20 protein-coding genes are annotated in these 19,506 nt (G+C 68.6%); 4 read left to right on the plus strand and 16 right to left on the minus strand.

The window, feature by feature from the left end; all coding sequences use genetic code 11:
• The first annotated feature begins 184 nt into the window (after positions 1–184).
• Complete coding sequence (locus ACFYMC_RS20690; protein ID WP_388527238.1) at positions 185–757, plus strand: cob(I)yrinic acid a,c-diamide adenosyltransferase; 573 nt, start codon at positions 185–187, stop codon at positions 755–757.
• A gap of 47 nt (positions 758–804) precedes the next feature.
• Here ACFYMC_RS20690 and ACFYMC_RS20695 read toward each other — a convergent pair whose 3' ends face one another.
• Complete coding sequence (locus ACFYMC_RS20695) at positions 805–1,359, minus strand: hypothetical protein (protein WP_388527241.1); 555 nt, start codon at positions 1,357–1,359, stop codon at positions 805–807.
• Positions 1,360–1,518: 159 nt separating this feature from the next.
• On the opposite strand from ACFYMC_RS20695, the gene ACFYMC_RS20700 reads away from it, so the two are divergent.
• The 3 genes from ACFYMC_RS20700 to ACFYMC_RS20710 all read left to right on the plus strand — a co-directional run bounded on the left by ACFYMC_RS20700 (position 1,519) and on the right by ACFYMC_RS20710 (position 5,387).
• Complete coding sequence (locus tag ACFYMC_RS20700) at positions 1,519–2,700, plus strand: sensor histidine kinase (RefSeq protein ID WP_388527243.1); 1,182 nt, start codon at positions 1,519–1,521, stop codon at positions 2,698–2,700.
• A complete protein-coding gene (locus ACFYMC_RS20705) occupies positions 2,700–3,359 on the plus strand; it encodes a response regulator (protein ID WP_388527246.1) in 660 nt (219 codons plus the stop codon). The genes ACFYMC_RS20700 and ACFYMC_RS20705 overlap by 1 nt, the downstream gene beginning before the upstream one ends.
• 171 nt (positions 3,360–3,530) lie before the next feature.
• Entirely contained in the window at positions 3,531–5,387 is a 1,857-nt protein-coding gene (locus tag ACFYMC_RS20710) for a glycosyl hydrolase family 18 protein (RefSeq protein WP_388527249.1), read from the plus strand.
• Between the two features lie 146 nt (positions 5,388–5,533).
• Here ACFYMC_RS20710 and ACFYMC_RS20715 read toward each other — a convergent pair whose 3' ends face one another.
• From ACFYMC_RS20715 to prmC, 15 genes are all read right to left on the minus strand, one after another.
• Complete coding sequence (locus ACFYMC_RS20715; protein WP_388527326.1) at positions 5,534–5,977, minus strand: DUF2550 domain-containing protein; 444 nt, start codon at positions 5,975–5,977, stop codon at positions 5,534–5,536.
• Positions 5,978–6,123: 146 nt separating this feature from the next.
• Complete coding sequence (locus ACFYMC_RS20720; protein WP_388527251.1) at positions 6,124–6,498, minus strand: F0F1 ATP synthase subunit epsilon; 375 nt, start codon at positions 6,496–6,498, stop codon at positions 6,124–6,126.
• Between the two features lie 144 nt (positions 6,499–6,642).
• Positions 6,643–8,085 (minus strand): F0F1 ATP synthase subunit beta, encoded by a 1,443-nt coding sequence (gene atpD / locus ACFYMC_RS20725; RefSeq protein ID WP_388527254.1) that lies wholly within the window; start codon positions 8,083–8,085, stop codon positions 6,643–6,645.
• A complete protein-coding gene (locus ACFYMC_RS20730; protein WP_388527257.1) occupies positions 8,085–9,002 on the minus strand; it encodes a F0F1 ATP synthase subunit gamma in 918 nt (305 codons plus the stop codon). Before ACFYMC_RS20730 ends, atpD begins: the two co-directional genes overlap by 1 nt.
• 20 nt (positions 9,003–9,022) lie before the next feature.
• Positions 9,023–10,615, minus strand: coding sequence for a F0F1 ATP synthase subunit alpha (gene atpA / locus ACFYMC_RS20735; protein WP_388527260.1), 1,593 nt, complete (start codon positions 10,613–10,615; stop codon positions 9,023–9,025).
• Positions 10,616–10,766: 151 nt separating this feature from the next.
• The gene (locus tag ACFYMC_RS20740; protein WP_388527262.1) at positions 10,767–11,582 is read right to left on the minus strand and encodes a F0F1 ATP synthase subunit delta; all 816 of its coding nucleotides are present in this window, start codon (positions 11,580–11,582) and stop codon (positions 10,767–10,769) included.
• On the minus strand, positions 11,579–12,121 hold the full coding sequence (locus ACFYMC_RS20745; RefSeq protein ID WP_388527265.1) for a F0F1 ATP synthase subunit B: 543 nt from the start codon (positions 12,119–12,121) through the stop codon (positions 11,579–11,581). Before ACFYMC_RS20745 ends, ACFYMC_RS20740 begins: the two co-directional genes overlap by 4 nt.
• Before the next feature lie 42 nt (positions 12,122–12,163).
• Positions 12,164–12,406 (minus strand): F0F1 ATP synthase subunit C, encoded by a 243-nt coding sequence (locus ACFYMC_RS20750; protein WP_363148439.1) that lies wholly within the window; start codon positions 12,404–12,406, stop codon positions 12,164–12,166.
• A 74-nt stretch (positions 12,407–12,480) separates the two neighbouring features.
• Positions 12,481–13,317 (minus strand): F0F1 ATP synthase subunit A, encoded by an 837-nt coding sequence (gene atpB, locus ACFYMC_RS20755; RefSeq protein WP_388527329.1) that lies wholly within the window; start codon positions 13,315–13,317, stop codon positions 12,481–12,483.
• 213 nt (positions 13,318–13,530) lie between these two features.
• On the minus strand, positions 13,531–13,968 hold the full coding sequence (locus ACFYMC_RS20760) for a hypothetical protein (protein WP_388527268.1): 438 nt from the start codon (positions 13,966–13,968) through the stop codon (positions 13,531–13,533).
• A 444-nt stretch (positions 13,969–14,412) separates the two neighbouring features.
• Complete coding sequence (locus tag ACFYMC_RS20765) at positions 14,413–15,726, minus strand: MraY family glycosyltransferase (RefSeq protein WP_388527271.1); 1,314 nt, start codon at positions 15,724–15,726, stop codon at positions 14,413–14,415.
• Between the two features lie 133 nt (positions 15,727–15,859).
• Positions 15,860–17,116: a serine hydroxymethyltransferase gene (gene glyA, locus ACFYMC_RS20770; RefSeq protein WP_388527274.1), complete on the minus strand. Its 1,257-nt coding sequence runs from the start codon at positions 17,114–17,116 to the stop codon at positions 15,860–15,862.
• 141 nt (positions 17,117–17,257) lie between these two features.
• Positions 17,258–17,896, minus strand: coding sequence for a protein-tyrosine-phosphatase (locus ACFYMC_RS20775; protein WP_388527332.1), 639 nt, complete (start codon positions 17,894–17,896; stop codon positions 17,258–17,260).
• A 44-nt stretch (positions 17,897–17,940) separates the two neighbouring features.
• Positions 17,941–18,591 (minus strand): L-threonylcarbamoyladenylate synthase, encoded by a 651-nt coding sequence (locus tag ACFYMC_RS20780; protein ID WP_388527277.1) that lies wholly within the window; start codon positions 18,589–18,591, stop codon positions 17,941–17,943.
• A gap of 58 nt (positions 18,592–18,649) precedes the next feature.
• Entirely contained in the window at positions 18,650–19,495 is an 846-nt protein-coding gene (prmC, locus tag ACFYMC_RS20785) for a peptide chain release factor N(5)-glutamine methyltransferase (protein ID WP_388527280.1), read from the minus strand.
• Positions 19,496–19,506 lie beyond the last annotated feature (11 nt).

Below are 19,506 nucleotides of genomic sequence, written 5' to 3' on the forward strand. Positions count from 1 at the left end.
GCCGAGCACCTCCCGCACCGGGACCTGCACGCAGCGGCCCCGACCTCCGGCGGCCCCGCGTTCCCCGATGGAGCGGCGGGCCCCCGTGCCACCTCTACCCGGACGTGGCGACGGTACGCAGGCATCGCGGCAGCTGATCTCGCGTGCCCGCCGGAGGTCGCAGGCCAGCCCTTACTCTGGCGACATGGTCAATCTCACCCGCATCTACACCCGCACCGGCGACAAGGGCACGACGGCCCTGGGCGACATGAGCCGTACCGCCAAGACGGATCTGCGCATTTCGGCGTACGCCGACGTCAATGAGGCCAATGCGGTCATCGGCACCGCGCTGGCCCTGGGCAACCTTCCCACCGAGGTGGCCGAGGTGCTGGTCCGGGTCCAGAACGACCTGTTCGACGTGGGCGCCGATCTTTCCACCCCAGTGGTGGAGTCCCCCGCGTATCCACCGCTGCGGGTCGAGCAGTTCTACGTGGACAAGCTGGAGGCGGACTGCGACCGCTTCAACGAGGAGTTGGAGAAGCTGCGCAGCTTCATCCTCCCGGGCGGGACACCGGGGGCGGCCCTCCTCCACCAGGCCTGCACCGTGGTACGACGGGCGGAGCGCTCCACCTGGGCGGCGTTGGAGGTGCACGGCGAGACCATGAACCCGCTCACGGCCACCTACCTCAACCGCCTCTCCGACCTGCTGTTCATCCTGGCCCGCACCGCCAACAAGGAACTCGGGGACGTCCTGTGGGTCCCGGGCGGCGAACGCTAGAGCGGACGGGCCCGGGACGCCGGAGGTCAGCGGGCAGGTTCTGTGGTTCAGCCCGGGTCCGGGACCTTCGCCGCGGGGGCCTTTTTCGGCCATACCGTGTAGCCGACGGCGATCAGGGCGTGCAGGACGAGGACCTGGACGGCGGTGCGCTGCCAGGTGGTCAGTGAGCCGGTGTCACCCGCTTCACCCACGTACCAGATCGCACCCTGGAGCAACCCACAGGCAACGAGCACCGCGAGGAGGGTGCGCGCCCAAAGCCGCCACTCGTGGACGGCACGTGCCCGGCCGTGGCCCGCACCGGCCGGCTTGGGGCCGCCCGCGAGGCGATGGGCCGCATGGGCGTCCAGCCAGGTGATCGTGTAGTGGCCGTAGGCCGCCGTGTAGCCGAGGTAGAGGGCCGCCAGTCCGTGCTTGCCGTCCGGCTCCGCCCCCGACTTGAGGTCGAGTGCGGTGGCCACCAGCAGGACGATCTCCAAGACCGGCTCGCACAACAGGACCGCGGCCCCCCAACGCGGTTTGCGCGCCAGGTAGCGCAGGGCCAGCCCTAGGACCAAGAACACCCAGAACCCGACCTCACAAGCGATGATCAGCGTGACGACCACGCATTCCCCCTCTCGTCCCGCACCAGCGTGCCATTGAGGGGGGCCGTCGACCTCGGGGGTGCGGATGACTTCCGGCCGGACCGACTACACCCTTCGATACAGTTGATCATCCGCCCGGCGGGGGAGGCAACGCGCTCCGAAGACCTGTTAGTTGAGGGGGTGTTTACCATCTCCCGCCCGCACCCCCATGACGTCATCGGCGCGACGGCCGGTCTGGCCGGTGGGACGCTGATGTGGTCCCTCGGGCTGTACATGAACCCACAGCCCTCCCTCCTGCCCGAATGGGCGGCGCTGGTCCCGCTGGTCGCCATGTCGGGACTGGACCTGCTGCGGCGCAGCCGCCCCCGTCCCGCGCTCCTGCTGGGCACGGGGCTGCTGATCGCCGACCAGTTCACCGTCGGGTCACTGGCCACCGTCCTGCTCTTCACGGACCTCATGCACGCCGGCATGGTCTACGGCTCGCCCGCGCTGGCCCGGCGCCTGCCGATCGCCACGGCCCTGATCACGGTGGCGGTGGCCCTCGCCGCACTGGTGTGGCTGCGCCGACCGGAGGCGCTGCAGATCGGGGTGGTCACCGGTCTGGTCGCCTTCGCCCCGGCACTGAGCGGCGCCGCCCTGCGCAGCCATCGGGAAGCAGCCGCGGCGGCGTCCCTGCGGGCGGAGCAGACTGCCCTGTTGGCCGAAATGGATCGCTCCCAGGCGGTGATGGCCGAACGCGCCCGGATGGCCCGCGAACTGCACGACATGGTCGCCAACCACCTCTCCGCCATCGCCATCCACTCGTCCGCCGCACTGTCCATCGACTCCCCCGGAACCAGCCGCGAGGCCCTGTCGGTCATCCGGACGAACAGCGTCGAGGGACTCGACGAGATGCGCCGTCTGATCGGCCTGCTGCGGGAGACCGGAGGGGAGCGGGAGCCTGCCGTGGCGCCGAGCCTGGCGGGGCTCGAAACCCTGGTGGCGCAGGCACGGGCGAACGGCGCCGCCAGTGGCGTGGAGGTCTCGCTGGCCGATGAACGCCCCGAGAAGACCGTGCTCCCCGCCCCGGTGGAGTTGGCCGCCTACCGGATCGTGCAGGAGGCTTTGACCAACGCGCTCAAGCATGCGGCACCGGGCCTGGTGCGGGTGCGTCTGGCCTGTGTGGAAGGGTCGTTGGAGATCGGCGTGGACAGCCCCTACGGCCCCCGCTCCGGGCCACGGGCGCCCGGGTCCGGAGCGGGCCTGGTGGGCATGCGCGAACGGGTGGCCTTGTTGGGTGGGGAGTTCACGGCGAGTGCGCGGACCGGGGACGTGTGGCGGGTGCGGGCGAGCCTGCCCCTAGGACAGAAGGCGGGGGCTTGATGGCGATCCGAGTGCTGGTTGCCGAGGACCAGTCGGCGGTACGGGCGGGGCTGGTGCTCATCTTGCGCAGCGCGGCCGGTATCGAGGTGGTGGGAGAGGCGGCGGACGGCGAGGAGGCCGTACGGCGAGCCCGCGAGCTGCGTCCCGACGTCGTGGTGATGGATGTCCAGATGCCGAAGTTGGACGGGGTGTCGGCCACCGCCCAGGTGGTGGCCGGGGGGCTGGCGGACGTACTGGTGCTGACCACTTTCGATCTGGACGAGTACGTCTTCGGGGCGCTGCGGGCGGGTGCCTGCGGGTTCCTGTTGAAACACGCCGAGGCCGGCGAACTGATCGAAGCGGTAAGGGCGGTGGCCCGCGGCGAGGGGCTGATCGCACCTGCGGTGACGCGTCGTCTGATTGCGGAGTTCGCCTCCGCGGGCACAGCCGGTCCGGTGCGCAGGGTGACGAAGGAGGCGGCCACGACCTTGGAGGCACTGACCCCTCGGGAACGGGAGGTGCTGTCCTGCCTCGGCGAGGGACTGGCGAACGCTGAGATCGCGCTCCGCCTACAGATGGCGGAGGGGACCGTGAAAACGCACGTCAGTCGGGTGCTGGGGAAGCTCGACCTTCGCAGCCGAGCGCAAGCAGCGGTACTGGCCGCGGAGTTGGGTGTCTGATCCGCCGGACCCCTGAGGTCTGGACCTCTTGACGGTTGGTCCAGACCTTTCTAATCTCACGCACAACTGTGGTGAGCATGCGATGACGATGCGTGTTCACGGGCGGCGCAGGTCCCACCCCCATGTCGTGTCGACCCCACCGATGCCGACGGACCTACGGAGGAGTACCCCTTGAGCACAGCGAGTACAGCACCCCCACGCCACGGACGGCTCCGCGCGAAGTTCGCCGCAGCCCTCGCCGTCTTCTCCCTGCCCCTCGCCGGACTGGTCGGTCTCGCTTCCCCCGCACAGGCCGCCACCTCCGCCACCGCCACCTACACCAAGGTCTCCGACTGGGGATCGGGCTTCGAAGGCAAGTGGACGGTCAAGAACACCGGTACCACCACCATCAGTTCCTGGGCCGTGGAGTGGGACTATCCCACCGGCACCCGGGTCAACTCGGCCTGGGACGCCCAGGTCACCAACTCGGGCAACCACTGGACGGGCAAGAACGCCGGTTGGAACGGCACGCTCTCCCCCGGAGCCAGCATCAGTTTCGGCTTCAACGGCTCCGGCAGCGGATCCCCCTCCGGCTGCAAGATCAACGGTGCCTCCTGCGACGGTTCGCAGCCCGGTGACGCTCCCCCTTCCGCCCCGGGCACCCCGAGCGCTTCCGCGATCACCGACACCACGCTCAACCTGTCCTGGGCACCCGCCACCGATGACGTGGGGATCAAGAACTACGACGTCTTCCGCGACGGCTCGAAGATCGCCACCGTGGGCGGCACCAGCCACTCCGATTCCGGCCTGACGGCCGGCACCACGTACACGTACACCGTCACCGCCCGCGACACCAGCGGCCAGACCGGGCCCTCCTCCCGCATGTTGAGTGTGCAGACCACCGGCGGCGACCCCGGACCCGGCCCCGGCCCCGGCGGCAAGGTCAAACTCGGGTACTTCACCAACTGGGGCGTCTACGCACGCAACTACCACGTCAAGAACCTGGTCACCTCAGGATCCGCCGCCAAGATCACCCACATCAACTACGCCTTCGGCAACGTCACCGGCGGTCGCTGCACCATCGGTGACGCCTATGCCGACTACGACAAGGCCTACTCCGCCGCGCAGAGCGTGGACGGTGTGGCCGACACCTGGGACCAGCCGCTGCGCGGCAACTTCAACCAGCTGCGCAAGCTGAAGAAGGCCTACCCGCACATCAAGGTGCTCTGGTCCTTCGGTGGCTGGACCTGGTCCGGTGGCTTCGGCCAGGCCGTAGCCAACCCGACGGCGTTCGCACAGTCCTGCTACGACCTGGTCGAGGACCCGCGCTGGGCCGACGTCTTCGACGGCATCGACCTGGACTGGGAGTACCCCAACGCCTGCGGCCTGTCCTGTGACACCAGCGGCGCGGCCTCCTTCAAGAACATGATGCAGGCCATGCGGGCCAGGTTCGGAGCGAACAACCTGGTCACCGCCGCCATCACCGCCGACGCCTCGACCGGCGGCAAGCTGGACGCCGCCGACTACGCGGGTGCCGCCCAGTACGCCGACTTCTACAACGTCATGACCTACGACTTCTTCGGCGCCTGGGCGGCGCAGGGCCCCACCGCCCCGCACTCACCGCTCACCGCCTACGCAGGCATCCCGCAGTCCGGCTTCAACTCCGACGCCGCCATCCAGAAGCTGCGTGCCAAGGGAGTTCCGGCCGCCAAGCTCAACCTGGGCATCGGCTTCTACGGCCGCGGCTGGACGGGCGTGACCCAGGCCGAGCCCGGCGGCACCGCCTCCGGACCGGCCCAGGGCACCTACGAACAGGGCATCGAGGACTACAAGGTGCTCAAGAGCAGTTGCCCGGCCACCGGGACCATCGCCGGCACCGCCTACGCCAAGTGCGGCAGCAACTGGTGGAGCTACGACACCCCGGCCACCATCGCCGGAAAGATGAACTACGTGAAGAGCCAGAACCTCGGTGGAGCGTTCTTCTGGGAGTTCAGCGGCGACACCAGCAACGGTGAACTGGCCGGCGCCATCCACAACGGGCTCGGCTGACCACCGCAGCACCCCGGAGACGAAGCCGGGGAGCGGGGTCCGCCCCCCGCTCCCCGGCTTCTTCCGTCTTCATCCGCGCCAGCCGTCCTGAAGCGGGGCCCAGCCCCAGGAGCCGCACGCGTGGCGGCCCACCGGCACCGCTTCGCTCAGGCCACGTTGACCCGTTGGCCGGGCGGTGCCGCCTCCAGCCAGGCCAGGAAGCCCGTGAGCGCGTCCTCGCTCATAGCCAGCTCCAGACGGGTCTTGCCGTGCAGACAGCCGAGCACCACGGCGTCGGAGAGCAGCGCCATCTCCTCCTCGCCCGCCGGGGCCCGGCGGGCCAGTACCTCGATCGAGGAGCGCTCCAGCAGCCGGCGCGGCCTCGGGGCATAACTGAACACCCGGAACCACTCGATCCGGTCGCCGCCATAACGGGCCACGCCATAGACCCAGCCCTTGCCGGAGGTGTCCCCGTCGGAGGCGTCCCAGCGCAGACTGCAGTCGAAGGTGCCGCCCGACCGCTGGATCAGTCGGCGGCGCAGTCCGAAGACGAACAGCCCGACCACCACCAACAGGACGACCAGGCTGCTCACAAGCAGAGCGAGGAACAAAGCCACCGACCTCCTCGCTCATCCACGACCGGGATACGGGTACCGGTCAAGCAAACGAAAAACGCACCTGCACCGCCTCAGCCGCGACCCGGTCTGGAGAATTCCAGCTCGGGCCGCGGCTGAGGGTCGTACTCTTCGGCGCGGGGTCAGTGCCCCGCCACCGCACGCAGCCGGACATCGGCGCGCCGCTCGGCCGCCGCATCGGCGTCCGACTTGGCGCGCTCCAGTGCCCGCTCCGCGCGCTGGACATCGATCTCGTCCGCGAGCTCGGCGATCTCCGCCAGCAGCGAGAGCTTGTTGTCCGCGAAGGAGATGAATCCGCCGTGCACCGCGGCGACGACGGTGTCACCACCGCTCGTGCGGATGGTCACCGGGCCCGACTCCAGCACACCGAGCAGCGGCTGGTGACCGGGCATGACGCCGATGTCGCCGGACGTGGTGCGGGCGACAACCAGGGTGGCCTCGCCGGACCAGATGCTCCGGTCCGCCGCGACCAGCTCGACGTGCAGCTCAGCAGCCAAGGTGGCTCCTCGGGTCTCCACCCGGCGGGTCAGCCGGGTGTTGGGTCAAATTCTAATGGGCGTGGGGAGAGGGACGGGACACACCCCGCCCCTCTCCGTCAGGAGTCTCGGTGCCGCCCCGTCAGGGGCGGCCCTTCAACGACTTCAGGAGACGCCCAGCTCCTTGGCGTTCTGCTTCAGGTCCTCAAGACCACCGCACATGAAGAACGCCTGCTCGGGGAAGTGGTCGTACTCACCGTCGCAGATCGAGTTGAACGCGGCGATCGACTCGTCGAGCGGCACGTCCGAACCGTCCACGCCGGTGAACTGCTTGGCGACGTGGGTGTTCTGCGACAGGAAGCGCTCGACACGACGGGCACGGTGGACAACGAGCTTGTCCTCCTCGCCCAACTCGTCGATACCGAGGATCGCGATGATGTCCTGGAGGTCCTTGTACTTCTGCAGGATCCCCTTGACGCGGGTCGCGGCGGCGTAGTGGTCCGCGGCGATGTACCGCGGGTCCAGGATCCGGGACGAGGAGTCCAGCGGGTCCACGGCCGGGTAGATGCCCTTCTCGGAGATCGGACGGGACAGAACCGTCGTCGCGTCGAGGTGGGCGAAGGTGGTGGCCGGGGCCGGGTCGGTCAGGTCGTCCGCAGGGACGTAGATCGCCTGCATCGAGGTGATCGAGTGACCACGGGTCGAGGTGATGCGCTCCTGGAGGAGACCCATCTCGTCGGCCAGGTTCGGCTGGTAACCCACCGCGGAGGGCATGCGGCCGAGCAGGGTCGACACCTCGGAACCGGCCTGGGTGTACCGGAAGATGTTGTCGATGAAGAAGAGCACGTCCTGCTTCTGCACATCGCGGAAGTACTCCGCCATGGTCAGACCGGCCAGGGCGACGCGCAGACGGGTGCCCGGGGGCTCGTCCATCTGTCCGAAGACCAGCGCCGTCTTGTCGATGACGCCGGACTCGGTCATCTCCTCGATGAGGTCGTTGCCCTCACGGGTACGCTCACCGACACCCGCGAACACCGACACACCGTCGTGGTTGTTGGCGACGCGGTAGATCATTTCCTGGATCAGAACGGTCTTGCCGACACCGGCACCACCGAACAGACCGATCTTTCCACCCTTGACGTACGGGGTGAGGAGGTCGATGACCTTGACGCCGGTCTCGAACATCTCGGTCTTCGACTCAAGCTCGTCGAAGTTGGGCGCCTTGCGGTGGATCGGCCAGCGCTCACCGACCTCGGCGTTCGCCTCGGGGTAGTTGAGCACCTCACCCAGGGTGTTGAACACCTTGCCCTTGGTGAAGTCACCGACGGGAACCGTGATGCCGGCGCCCGTGTCGGTCACCACGGCCTGGCGGACCAGACCGTCGGTGGGCTGCATTGAAATGGTGCGGACCATGCCGTCGCCCAGGTGCTGGGCGACCTCAAGGGTCAGCGTCTTGAGCTTGCCGTCCTCGGCCGGGTCGGCGACCTCAACGGTCAGGGCGTTGTAGATCTCCGGCATCGCGTCGACGGGGAACTCCACGTCGACGACCGGGCCGATGACCCGGGCGACGCGGCCCGTGGCGGCGGCCGTCTCAACAGTGGTCGTCATTACTTGTCACTCCCCGCGGTCGCGTCGGCCAGGGCGCTGGCGCCACCGACGATCTCGCTGATTTCCTGGGTGATTTCGGCCTGGCGGGCCGCGTTGGCAAGCCGGGAGAGGCTCTTGATGAGCTCACCGGCGTTGTCGGTAGCCGACTTCATCGCTCGACGACGGGCGGCGTGCTCAGAGGCAGCCGCCTGAAGCAGGGCGTTGTAGACACGGCTCTCGACGTAGCGCGGCAGCAGGGCGTCGAGGACGTCCTCCGCCGACGGCTCGAAGTCGAACAGCGGAAGGATCTCGCCCTTCGCACTGCTCTCCTCCTTCGCCTGGTCGAGGCTGAGCGGCAACATCCGGCTGTCCACCGGATTCTGCGTCATCATCGACACGAACTCCGTGTAGACGATGTGCAGCTCGTCGACGCCACCCTCGGCCGTCTCCGTCGAAACGGCCTCGATCAGGGGCGCCGCGACCGCCTTCGCGTTCGCGTAGCTCGGGCTGTCGGTGAAGCCGGTCCAGTTGTCCACGACCTTGCGCTCGCGGAAGCCGTAGTAGGCGACACCCTTGCGGCCGACGATGTACGTGTCGACCTCCTTGCCCTCACCGCGCAGCCGCTCCGTCAGCCGCTCCGCCGCCTTGATGGCGTTGGAGGAGTAGCCACCAGCCAGACCGCGGTCGCTCGTGACGAGCAGAACAGCGGCACGGGACGAGACCTCGGCCTCGGTGGTGAGCGGGTGCTTGGTGTTGGAACCGGTCGCCACCGCGGTCACCGCACGGGTGAGCTCGGTCGCGTACGGCGTGGAGGCGGCCACCTGGCGCTGCGCCTTGACGATGCGCGAGGCGGCGATCATCTCCATCGCCTTGGTGATCTTCTTGGTCGCGGTGACGGATCGGATGCGACGCTTGTAGACCCGGAGCTGCGCTCCCATGAGTCAGGTCCCTTCCGTCGTCACTTGCTGGTGCTGACCGGCGCGTCTTCGCCCAGAAGCTTGCCGTCCGAGGTCTCGAACTGCTTCTTGAAGCCGGCGATGGCGTCCGCGATGGACTGCAGGGTGTCGTCCGACATCTTGCCGCCCTCGACGATCGAGGTCAGGAGCTCCTTGCGGTTCAGACGCAGGTGCTCCAGCAGCTCCGACTCGAAGCGACGGATGTCCGCGACCGGGACGTCGTCCATCTTGCCGGTGGTACCGGCCCAGACGGAGACGACCTGCTCCTCGACCGGCATCGGCTGGTACTGGCCCTGCTTGAGCAGCTCGACCATGCGCTTGCCGCGCTCCAGCGCGGCCTTCGAGGCGGAGTCCAGGTCGGAACCGAAGGCGGCGAACGCCTCCAGCTCGCGGTACTGAGCGAGGTCCACGCGCAGACGGCCGGAAACCTGCTTCATGGCCTTGTGCTGGGCGGAGCCACCGACACGGGAGACCGAGATGCCGACGTTCAGCGCCGGGCGCTGGCCCGCGTTGAACAGGTCGGACTCCAGGAAGCACTGGCCGTCGGTGATCGAGATGACGTTGGTCGGGATGAACGCCGACACGTCGTTCGCCTTGGTCTCGACGATCGGCAGACCGGTCATCGAACCGGCACCCATGTCGTCGGAGAGCTTCGCGCAGCGCTCCAGCAGGCGCGAGTGCAAGTAGAAGACGTCACCCGGGTAGGCCTCACGGCCCGGCGGGCGGCGCAGCAGCAGCGACACGGCGCGGTAGGCGTCGGCCTGCTTCGACAGGTCATCGAAGATGATCAGGACGTGCTTGCCCTGGTACATCCAGTGCTGACCGATGGCGGAACCGGTGTACGGCGCCAGGTACTTGAAGCCGGCCGGGTCGGACGCCGGGGCGGCGACGATGGTCGTGTACTCCAGCGCGCCGGCCTCTTCCAGGGCACCGCGCACGGAGGCGATGGTGGAGCCCTTCTGGCCGATGGCGACGTAGATGCAGCGCACCTGCTTGTTCACGTCGCCCGAGCGCCAGTTGTCGCGCTGGTTGATGATCGTGTCGACGGCCAGGGCGGTCTTACCCGTCTGACGGTCGCCGATGATCAGCTGACGCTGGCCGCGGCCGATCGGCACCATGGCGTCGACGGCCTTGTAGCCGGTCTGCATCGGCTCGTGCACCGACTTACGGACCATGACGCCCGGGGCCTGCAGTTCGAGGGCGCGGCGGCCGTCGGTCGCGATCTCGCCGAGACCGTCGATCGGGTTGCCGAGCGGGTCGACAACACGGCCGAGGTACCCCTCGCCGACGGCGACGGAGAGAACCTCACCGGTGCGCTGCACCGGCTGGCCTTCCTCGATGCCGCTGAACTCGCCGAGGACGATCGCACCGATCTCGCGCTCCTCAAGGTTGAGGGCGAGACCGAGGGTGCCGTCCTCGAACTTCAGCAGCTCGTTCGCCATGGTCGAGGGCAGACCCTCGACCTTTGCGATGCCGTCGCCGGCAACGCTGACCGTTCCGACCTCCTCGCGCGAGGCCGCGTCCGGCTTGTACGACTGGACAAAGGTCTCCAGCGCGTCCCGGATCTCCTCCGGCCGGATCGTGAGCTCCGCCATCTGGGTTCCCTGCTCTCCTTGTTGGGCCCGAAGTTTCTTAGGGGTCTGGGGCTGTGTCGCCTAGCGGCTTGGCCGCGGGCCCCCAGTTACTTCTGCAATCTCTGCACGGCCCAACCGGGCCGCTAGCAATGCTTGTTGAATTGGTGACCGGTCAGCCGGCCATACGGCGCGACGCCGCGGCCAGCCGCTCCGAAACGGAGCCGTCGATGACCTCGTCGCCGACCCGCACCGAGATCCCGCCGAGGACCAAGGGGTCCACGTCCAGGTTCAGGTGCATCGGGCGGCCGTACAGCTTGGCCAGTACGGCGCCGAGGCGCTGCTTCTGGGCGTCGCTGAGTGGCACCGCGGTGGTGACCGTCGCGACCATGCGGCTGCGACGATCCGCGGCGAGCTTGGACAGGGACTCCAGTCCCGACTCCAGGCTACGTCCCCGCGGGTGCGTGACGAGACGCGTGACCAGACGCTCGGTGACCGGGTTCGCCTTGCCACCGAGCAGACTGCGCAGCAGTTCGCTCTTGGCGGCGGCGGTCGCCGACCGGTCGGTCAGTGCGGCGCGCAGCCCCGTGTCGGAGGCGACGATCCGTCCGAAGCGGAACAGCTCGTCCTCGACGTCGTCGAGCGTGGCGCCCTGCTGCGCGGCGGTGAGGTCGGCGGTGTCCGACAGCTCCTCCAGCGCGTCCACCAGGTCACGCGACTGCGACCAGCGGGAGCGGACCATGCCGGACACCAGGTCGAGGGTTTCCCCACCGACCTGACCGCCCAGCAGGCGTCCGGCCAGTTCGGCCTTGGCCTCACCAGCCTGCGCCGGGTCGGTGATGACCCGACGCAGCGACACCTCGCGGTCGAGCAGAGCGGTGACGGCGGCCAGCTCGCCGGCGAGCTTCGCCACGTCGACGGACGTGGAGTCCGTCAGCGCGTCGAGACGCTCACGTGCGGCGGCCAGCGCCTCGCGGCTCGCTCCGTTCATCGCGCGGCCTCGGCCTTCTCCTCGAGCTCGTCGAGGAAGCGGTCGATGGTGCGGCTCTGCCGGGCGTGGTCCTCAAGGGACTCGCCGACGAGCTTGCCGGCCAGGTCGGTGGCGAGCTTGCCCACGTCCTGACGCAGCGCCTGCGAGGCGGCCTTGCGGTCGGCCTCGATCTGGGCGTGGCCGGCAGCGATGATCTCCTCACGCTGCCGCTGGCTCTCTGCGCGCAGTTCTTCCTTGAGCGCAGTGCCCTGCTCCAGCGCCTCCTGGCGCAGGCGCGCGGCCTCGTGGCGGGCCTCGGCGAGCTGGGCCTTGTACTGCTCCAGCACGCTCTGGGCCTCGGTCTGAGCGGCCTCGGCCTTCTCGATACCGCCCTCGATGGCTTCGCGACGCTCTTCCAGAACCTTGTTGATGTTCGGGAGGAGCTTCTTGGCGAGGAAACCGAAGACGATGACGAAGGCGATCAGACCGATGACAAGCTCGGGGATCGGCGGAATGAGGGGGTTTTCCCCGCCCTCAGCCGCGAGAACCAGGAGGTTCACTTCAGTGCCTTTCGTCTAGTGGACTGGTCGTGGATCCGAGGATCACGTGCCGTAGACGAACGGCATGACCAGACCGATGAGGGCGAGCGCCTCACAGAAGGCGAAGCCGAGGATCTGGTTGGCGCGGATCAGACCGGCCGCCTCGGGCTGACGAGCAAGAGCCTGGGTGCCGTTACCGAAGATGATGCCGACGCCGACGCCGGGGCCGATGGCGGCGAGACCGTAACCGATGGAGCCGAGGGAGCCGGTGACGCCATCGGCGGCGAGGGTCTGGAGAGCGGACATGCCAGTTCTTCCTTCTCTTTCACGGACCGGTGGGGGTTGGCCACCGGACGACTAAAGGGGGAATGGGGGAGCGGTCAGTGGTGCTCGGCGAGCGCGCCCTGGATGAAGCTGCAGGCCAGGAGGACGAAGACGTACGCCTGGACAGCCTGGATGAAGAGCTCGAAGGCGGTCATCGCGAGGACCATCACGAAGGAGACGCCGGCGTAGGCGATGCCGATGCCGTTCAGCAGGTACCAGCTGGCGATCGTGAAGAGCAACAGCAGGGTGTGGCCCGCGAACATGTTCGCGAAGAGTCGGACCGCGTGGGTGAAGGGGCGGACCAGGACGTTCGAGAAGAACTCGATGACCATGACCATCGGGAGAACCGGGCCGAGCGACTTGTCGTAGCCGGTGAGGTTCTTGAAGCCGCCGACGAAGCCGTGCTTCTTGAAGGTCAGGCTCATCCAGATCACGTAGACGATCAGAGCGAGGCCGACCGGGTACGCGATGATCGAGGTCACCGGGAACTGGGCGAGCGGGATGATCGACCAGAGGTTCATCATCCAGACGAAGAAGAACAGCGAGACCATGAGAGGCACGTACTTCTCGCCCTCCCGCTTGCCGAGGGTCTCGTAGACGATGCCGCGGCGTACGAAGTCGTAGCCGGCTTCGGCGACCATCTGCAGCTTGCCCGGAACGACCTTCGGCTTACGGAAGGCGGCCCAGAAGAAACCGACGATGATGACCGTGCCCAGGAACGCGAGCAGCATCGTCTTGTTGAAGTACAGGCTGCTGTCAGCGTCACCGAAGATCGGCTCGAAGAGGAACGAGTGCAGGCCCGGAGCCGGGAAGCCACACCCATCGAAGATGTGACAGTCGGTCTCGAAGGCGAGGACCTGCGTCGGGTCAGCACTCACCGCGGGCTCCTTCAGCGTGGCGCATAGGTACGGCAACCTCGTTGTGTCGGCGCGGCGCGCAGCCGCGGTTCGGCACGGGACTGGTGTTACGGATGTGGGGGCGGCCGTCGTCAGGCAATGAGCCTCGCGATCGTGCAGGCGTCAGCTCAGATGCCCGCGCCCGCGATGCCGCAGTTGGCACCGGACGATAGCAGGATCTCGAACGCCCACTTATCCCGCCCCTACCCCTCACGACTTCGGCCCCGTGTTTTCGGGCTTCTCACCCTTCGCGGAGTCAGGCTCGACGTAAAGGATCTTGGCCTTCATGTGCGCGCGGGTCTGCGCCCCGATCCACACCAGGGTCGTCACGACCAAGGTGATGGCGAAGGCCTTCGGGTTAAAGAGCGTGGTGTTCTTGAAAGCGGCGACAAAGACGAAGAGCAACAGGATCTGGGCCGAATAGAGCATCAGCCCCATGGCTTGAAACAGGTGCGGTAGCGATTTCGCCGTGCGCTGCAGAACGACGAACCCGATCCCCATGAACAGGATCACGACCAACGTCGCGACAACGGCACCAACAGCCCCCTTGCCGCCGGCCACCGCAGCGCTGACTCCGGCGGCGATGGCGCCGGCGGCAGCGGTGGGTACAGCGGTTTGCAAGAGAGCACGGGTGTCATCTGACCGCATGGCGGAGCTCCGCGGGTCGTGGGGGCACGGGGGTTCGTCAAGGACGAGCGTAAGCCCGGTCCGAGAGCGAGCCTCGGGCCAAGGGACCGTCGCACTACGGTCCTTCGGCTCTGTCGCCGGGTTTAGTGAACGGTATCACAAACTATTTGATGAGGTCTTTACCTGCTGAGTGTGCTGACTGTCACACATGAGAGTGACCCTGCGCGTTTGCGCGCGACAGGACTCCTGAATGTCTGGTATTGGGGCAGCTTCTCCGAATTGATACACCCGAAAAAGCCCCTCAGTGAAGCCCTCAAGCTGACGCCACCCGCTGCCCGACACCGCCGAAACCCGCGGAGCGGTCCGGCTGACACCCCGGCGCACGTCCTGGCCGCGCCACAACGGGCCTCCCCCCGACGGGGATTGGCGAGAACGACACCGCACCGCCCCTCTGGGGGCGGCCCGTCAACGCGCGGAGTCGACCTTCCTGCGGTCCGGGAACCGAGAACGGGGCCCGACCGCCGTCGCACCGTTCACGCCCGAGACGCCGACGGTGACGGGCTCCGCCTCCAGCTCCCCGAACTCCGGAGCGTCGCCCTCCAGTTGACGCGTGGAGTGTCGGTAGCGCGGCGGAACCAGGGCCTGCGCCCAGCGCGGGGCCCGCGGGCTGAACCGTGGCAGCAGCAGGAGGACCAGACCGACCGCACTCAAACCCATGATCATCAGCACGATCCAGGTCGAGGCCGAGTGCACCGAGTAGGCCAGCGCACCGAAGGCGATCAGGGCGGCCCAGAAGTACATGATCAACACGGCCCGACTGTGCGAGTGGCCGATTTCCAACAGCCGGTGGTGCAGGTGACCCCGGTCGGCGGCGAAGGGCGACTGCCCGTTCCAGGTACGGCGCACGATCGCCAGCACCAGGTCGGCGGCCGGGATGGCGATGATGGTCAGCGGCAGCACCAGCGGGATGAAGACCGGCAACATCGCATGGGTGGCGTTGCGCTCGCCACCCGCCCACAGTTCCATCGCGTCCGGGTCCACCTGACCGGTGATGGAAATGGCGGCGGCGGCCAGCACCAGGCCGATCAGCATCGAACCCGAGTCGCCCATGAAGATGCGCGCCGGATGCATGTTGTGCGGGAGGAAGCCCACACACATGCCCATCAAGATGGCGGCGAAGAGGGTGGCCGGAGCCGCCTCCTCGATCGAGTAGCCGAACCAGAGCCGGTAGGCGTAGAGGAAGAAGGCCGCCGAGGCGATGCAGACCAGTCCGGCGGCCAGACCGTCCAGGCCGTCCACGAAGTTCACCGCGTTGATGGTGACGACCACCAGGGCCACGGTGAGTAGGTTGCCCTGCCACTGGGTGAGCGAGACCGTCCCGAATCCCGGGATCGGCAGCCACAGGATGGTGAGTCCCTGCATCACCATCACGGCCGCCGCGATCATCTGGGCGCCCAGCTTGATGAGCGCGTCGATCTCGAACTTGTCGTCAAGGACGCCGATCAGCCAGATCAGGGCGGCTCCCGAGAGCAACGCCCGTGGCTCGTTCGACAACTCGAAGACCCCGTTGAGGTTCTGCAGGTGATCGGCGACCAGAAGCCCGGCGCACAGACCGCCGAACATGGCGATGCCACCCAACCGCGGAGTCGGTTCCCGGTGGACGTCACGCGCGCGGATCTCCGGCGTAGCGCCGGCCGCGATCGCGAACTTCCTCACCGGTCCGGTCAGCAGATAGGTAACCGCGACCGTGACGCAAAGCGTCAGCAGGTAATCACGCACGGGCTGCCCCAGATGTATCGCCGGCCATCTCAGCCCCACACACTAGCTTCGATGTGCTCGTGCTTGAGGACATACCGGCAGCCCCCAGCGGTTCCCAGGGTGCTTCGGGGCCGCGGCGAGGGGCCCCGGCGCGCTACCCGGGATACGGCGGGAAGTCACCCGCCAGTTCCCTGACGGCCTGCCGAACGCCGGGCTCCTCACGGAGCGCCGCCGCACAGAGCCCCGCGATCCTGGACATTTCAGGCCGACCCATCCCCTGGGTACTGAGCGCGGCGGTGCCCAGGCGCAGGCCGCGCTCGGTCCCGTAGGGCAGCCCACAGGTTTCCAGCACCAGCCCGGCAGCGGCCAGCCGCCCTCGGGCGGTGGCCGTGTCGATTCCCAGCGGCGCCGGGTCGGCGACGATCAGATGGGTGTCCGTCCCCCCGGTGATGACCGAGAGTCCCTCCTCCGCCAGCCCCTCCGCGAGGGCCCGCGCGTTGGCCACGGTCCGGTGGGCATAGCCGGTGAAGGCCGGCCCGGCGGCCTCGCCGAAGGCCACCGCCTTGGCCGCGATGGTATGCATCTGCGCACCGCCCTGGGTGAACGGGAAGACCGCCCGGTCCACCCGCTCGGCCAGTTCCGCCCCACAGAGGATCATCCCGCCACGCGGTCCGCGCAGCACCTTGTGCGTGGTGGCGCAGACCAGGTCGGCGTACGGCACCGGACTGGGCGCAGCACCTCCCGCCACCAGCCCGATCGGGTGGGCGGCGTCAGCGATCAGGTATGCGCCGCACTCGTCGGCGACCTCCCGGAAGGCCGCGTAGTCGAGGTGGCGGGGATACGAGATCGCCCCGCACACGATGGCCTTGGGCCGGTGCCGGTCGGCGAGCTCGCGAACCTGCGCGTAGTCGACGAGCCCGCTCTCGGCCTCGACGCCGTAGCCGACGAACTCGAACCAGCGGCCGGAGAAGTTGGCCGGCGAGCCATGCGTGAGGTGGCCGCCGACGCCGAGCCCCATGGCCAGCACCGTGTCCCCGGGGCGCAGCAGGGCCGCATACGCTGCCAGGACCGCAGAAGAGCCCGAATGCGGTTGGACGTTGGCGTGCTCGGTGCCGAACAGCGCCGCGGCCCGCTGCACGGCGATCTCCTCGGCGAGGTCCGCGTAACCGCAACCGCCGTGGTGGCGGGCGCCCGGATATCCCTCCGCGTACTTGTTCGCCAACGCCGACCCGAGCGCCGCCAACACGGCCGGCGAGCTGAAGTTCTCCGCCGCGCCCAGTTGCAGGGTGGTCGAGACCCGCTCCGTCTCGCCCGCCAGCACGTCCGCGAGCTGCGGATCCTGGCGTTGTAGCGCCTCGAAGTCGGCGGGCCAGGGCTGGACGTCGATTGCCGGTGAGTGGGTGACCGTCATGGCGCGACTCCGGCGCGAAGGGGGGCGAGTACCGCCACTCTAGGACGGATTGTCCCTACCTGCCGGTTAGAAAACAGATCTCCTCCGCGCCCGGGCCCGCAGAGGGACCTGCACGGGAAACGGTCGGGGCCGGTGGCGGCCTCAGGAGCGGTGGGCGGGGATGCCCGTCAGAGCGGTCACGACCGGGTCCAGGGCAGCCTGGATCTCACCGCCGATGGACCGGAAGAAGGTGATCGGCGCCCCGTACGGGTCGAAGACCTCGTCGGCCTCGGCGCTCGGCGCCAGCAGCCACCCGCGCAGGGCCGCGGCGGCCCGCACCAGCGCGCGGGCGCGCTCGACCATGCCGTCGTCCAGCGGGTCGGGCAGGGTGGCCGGGTCTATGGCGCGCACCAGTCGAGTGAACTCCTTGAGGGTGAAGGTGCGCAGCCCCGCCGAATGCCCCATGGAGATCACCTGCGCCCGGTGGTCCCGGGTGGCCGTCAAGACCAGGTCGGCGCGGATCACGTGCTCGTCGAGGAGCTCACGTCCGGTGAAACCGGAGGCGTCGGCACCGAAGTCGGCAAGCACGGCTGCCGCATTGGCCTCCATGGGCGCCCCCTCGTGGCCCCAGGTGCCCGCGCTCTCCACGATCAGGCCCTGGGTCCCCCACGCCTGTGGACGCTCCCCCAGCCGGTCCCTGAGGGCATGCCGGGTCAGCCGCTCGGTGATGGGCGAGCGGCAGACGTTGCCGGTGCTCACGTGGAGGATGCGGAACGTGCCGGTGAGGGCCGAGGAACCCATCTGACCGGCGTGCAGGGGCTCCGCTATGCCACGGCCCTCAGGGCTCACGGAGCCACCTCTACGAGGTCGGGTACGACCTCACGCAGCTGGGCGGCGCTGAGCGCACCCTCGCGCACCAGGACCGGTACCTTCCCGGTGCAGTCGACGATCGAGGAGGGTTGGATGCCCGGGGTGGGGCCACCGTCGAGGTAGACCGAAACAGCGTCGCCGAGCATCCCCTGCGCGGCGTCGCAGTCCTCCGGGGCCGGGTGCCCGGTCAGGTTCGCCGAGGAAACCCCCATCGGGCCGACCTCGGTGAGCAGTTCGATGGCCACCGGGTGGAGCGGCATCCGCAGTGCCACGGTGCCACGGGTCTCCCCAAGGTCCCAGGCCAGCGAGGGCTGGTGGCGGGCCACGATGGTCAGGGGGCCGGGCCAGAACGCGTCGACCAGCTCCCAGGCATGCTCGGAGAAGTCGGTGACCAGGCCGTGCAGTGTGTTCGGGCTCCCGATCAGCACGGGGGTGGGCATGTTGCGGCCACGTCCCTTGGCGCGCAGCAGGTCCCCGATGGCCTCGGAGCTGAAAGCGTCCGCCCCGATGCCGTACAGGGTATCGGTGGGCAGCACGACCAGTTCGCCACGGCGAACCGCGGCGGCGGCTTCACGAAGTCCCGTCTTGCGGTCCGTCGCGTCGTTGCAGTCGTATCGCCGGGCCATCAGCGGGCCTCCTCGTGCATGGTCATGGTCATGGTGATTACGGGGCGCTGCCAGCCGGTCACGGCGTCGCCTTGCGGGCGGTGGCGAACCGCGGGCGGTTGTTCAGGTCCGGATGGTCTGCCGCGTCGGCCCAGCCCCGCTCCTCGGCGAAGATCCACGGCACCTGCCCGCCCTGGGTGTCGGCGTGCTCGATGACCACGAGGCCGCCGGGGCGCAGCAGCCGGTGTGCGGTGCGCTCGATTCCGCGAATGGTGTCGAGACCGTCCTCGCCGGAGAACAGGGCCATCTCCGGATCGTGGTCACGGGCCTCGGGCGCCACGTACTCCCACTCGGTGAGCGGGATGTAGGGCGGATTGGAAATGACCAGGTCCACCTGGCCGTCGAGCTCGGGCAGGGCGGAGAGGGCGTCACCCTGGTGCACGCAGACCCGGGAGCCCTCGGCGTTCTTGCGCGTCCACACCAACGCGTCCTCGCTGAGCTCCACGGCGTGCACACGAGAGCGCGGCACCTCCTGTGCCATCGCCAGCGCGATCGCTCCGGAGCCGGTGCACAGGTCGACGATGAGCGGCTCCACGACGTCCATGGCGCGCACGGCGTCTATGGCCCAGCTGACCACGGACTCGGTCTCCGGACGCGGCACGAAGACACCGGGTCCCACCTGGAGCTCCAGGTAGCGGAAGAAGGTCCGGCCGGTGATGTGCTGGAGCGGCTCGCGGGCCTCGCGACGGGCGACCGCCTCCCAGTAGCGCGCGTCGAAGTCGGCGTCCTTGACGTTGTGCAGCTCACCGCGCTTGACCCCGTGCACGAACGCGGCGAGCTCCTCCGCGTCGAACCGCGGTGAGGGCACGCCGGCGGCGGCCAGCCGCTGGGTGGCCTGGGCCACCTCGGCAAGCAGCAGGTTCACGCTTCCTCCAG

This window comes from Streptomyces sp. NPDC006879, assembly GCF_042869595.1.
GTDB lineage: Bacteria > Actinomycetota > Actinomycetes > Streptomycetales > Streptomycetaceae > Streptomyces.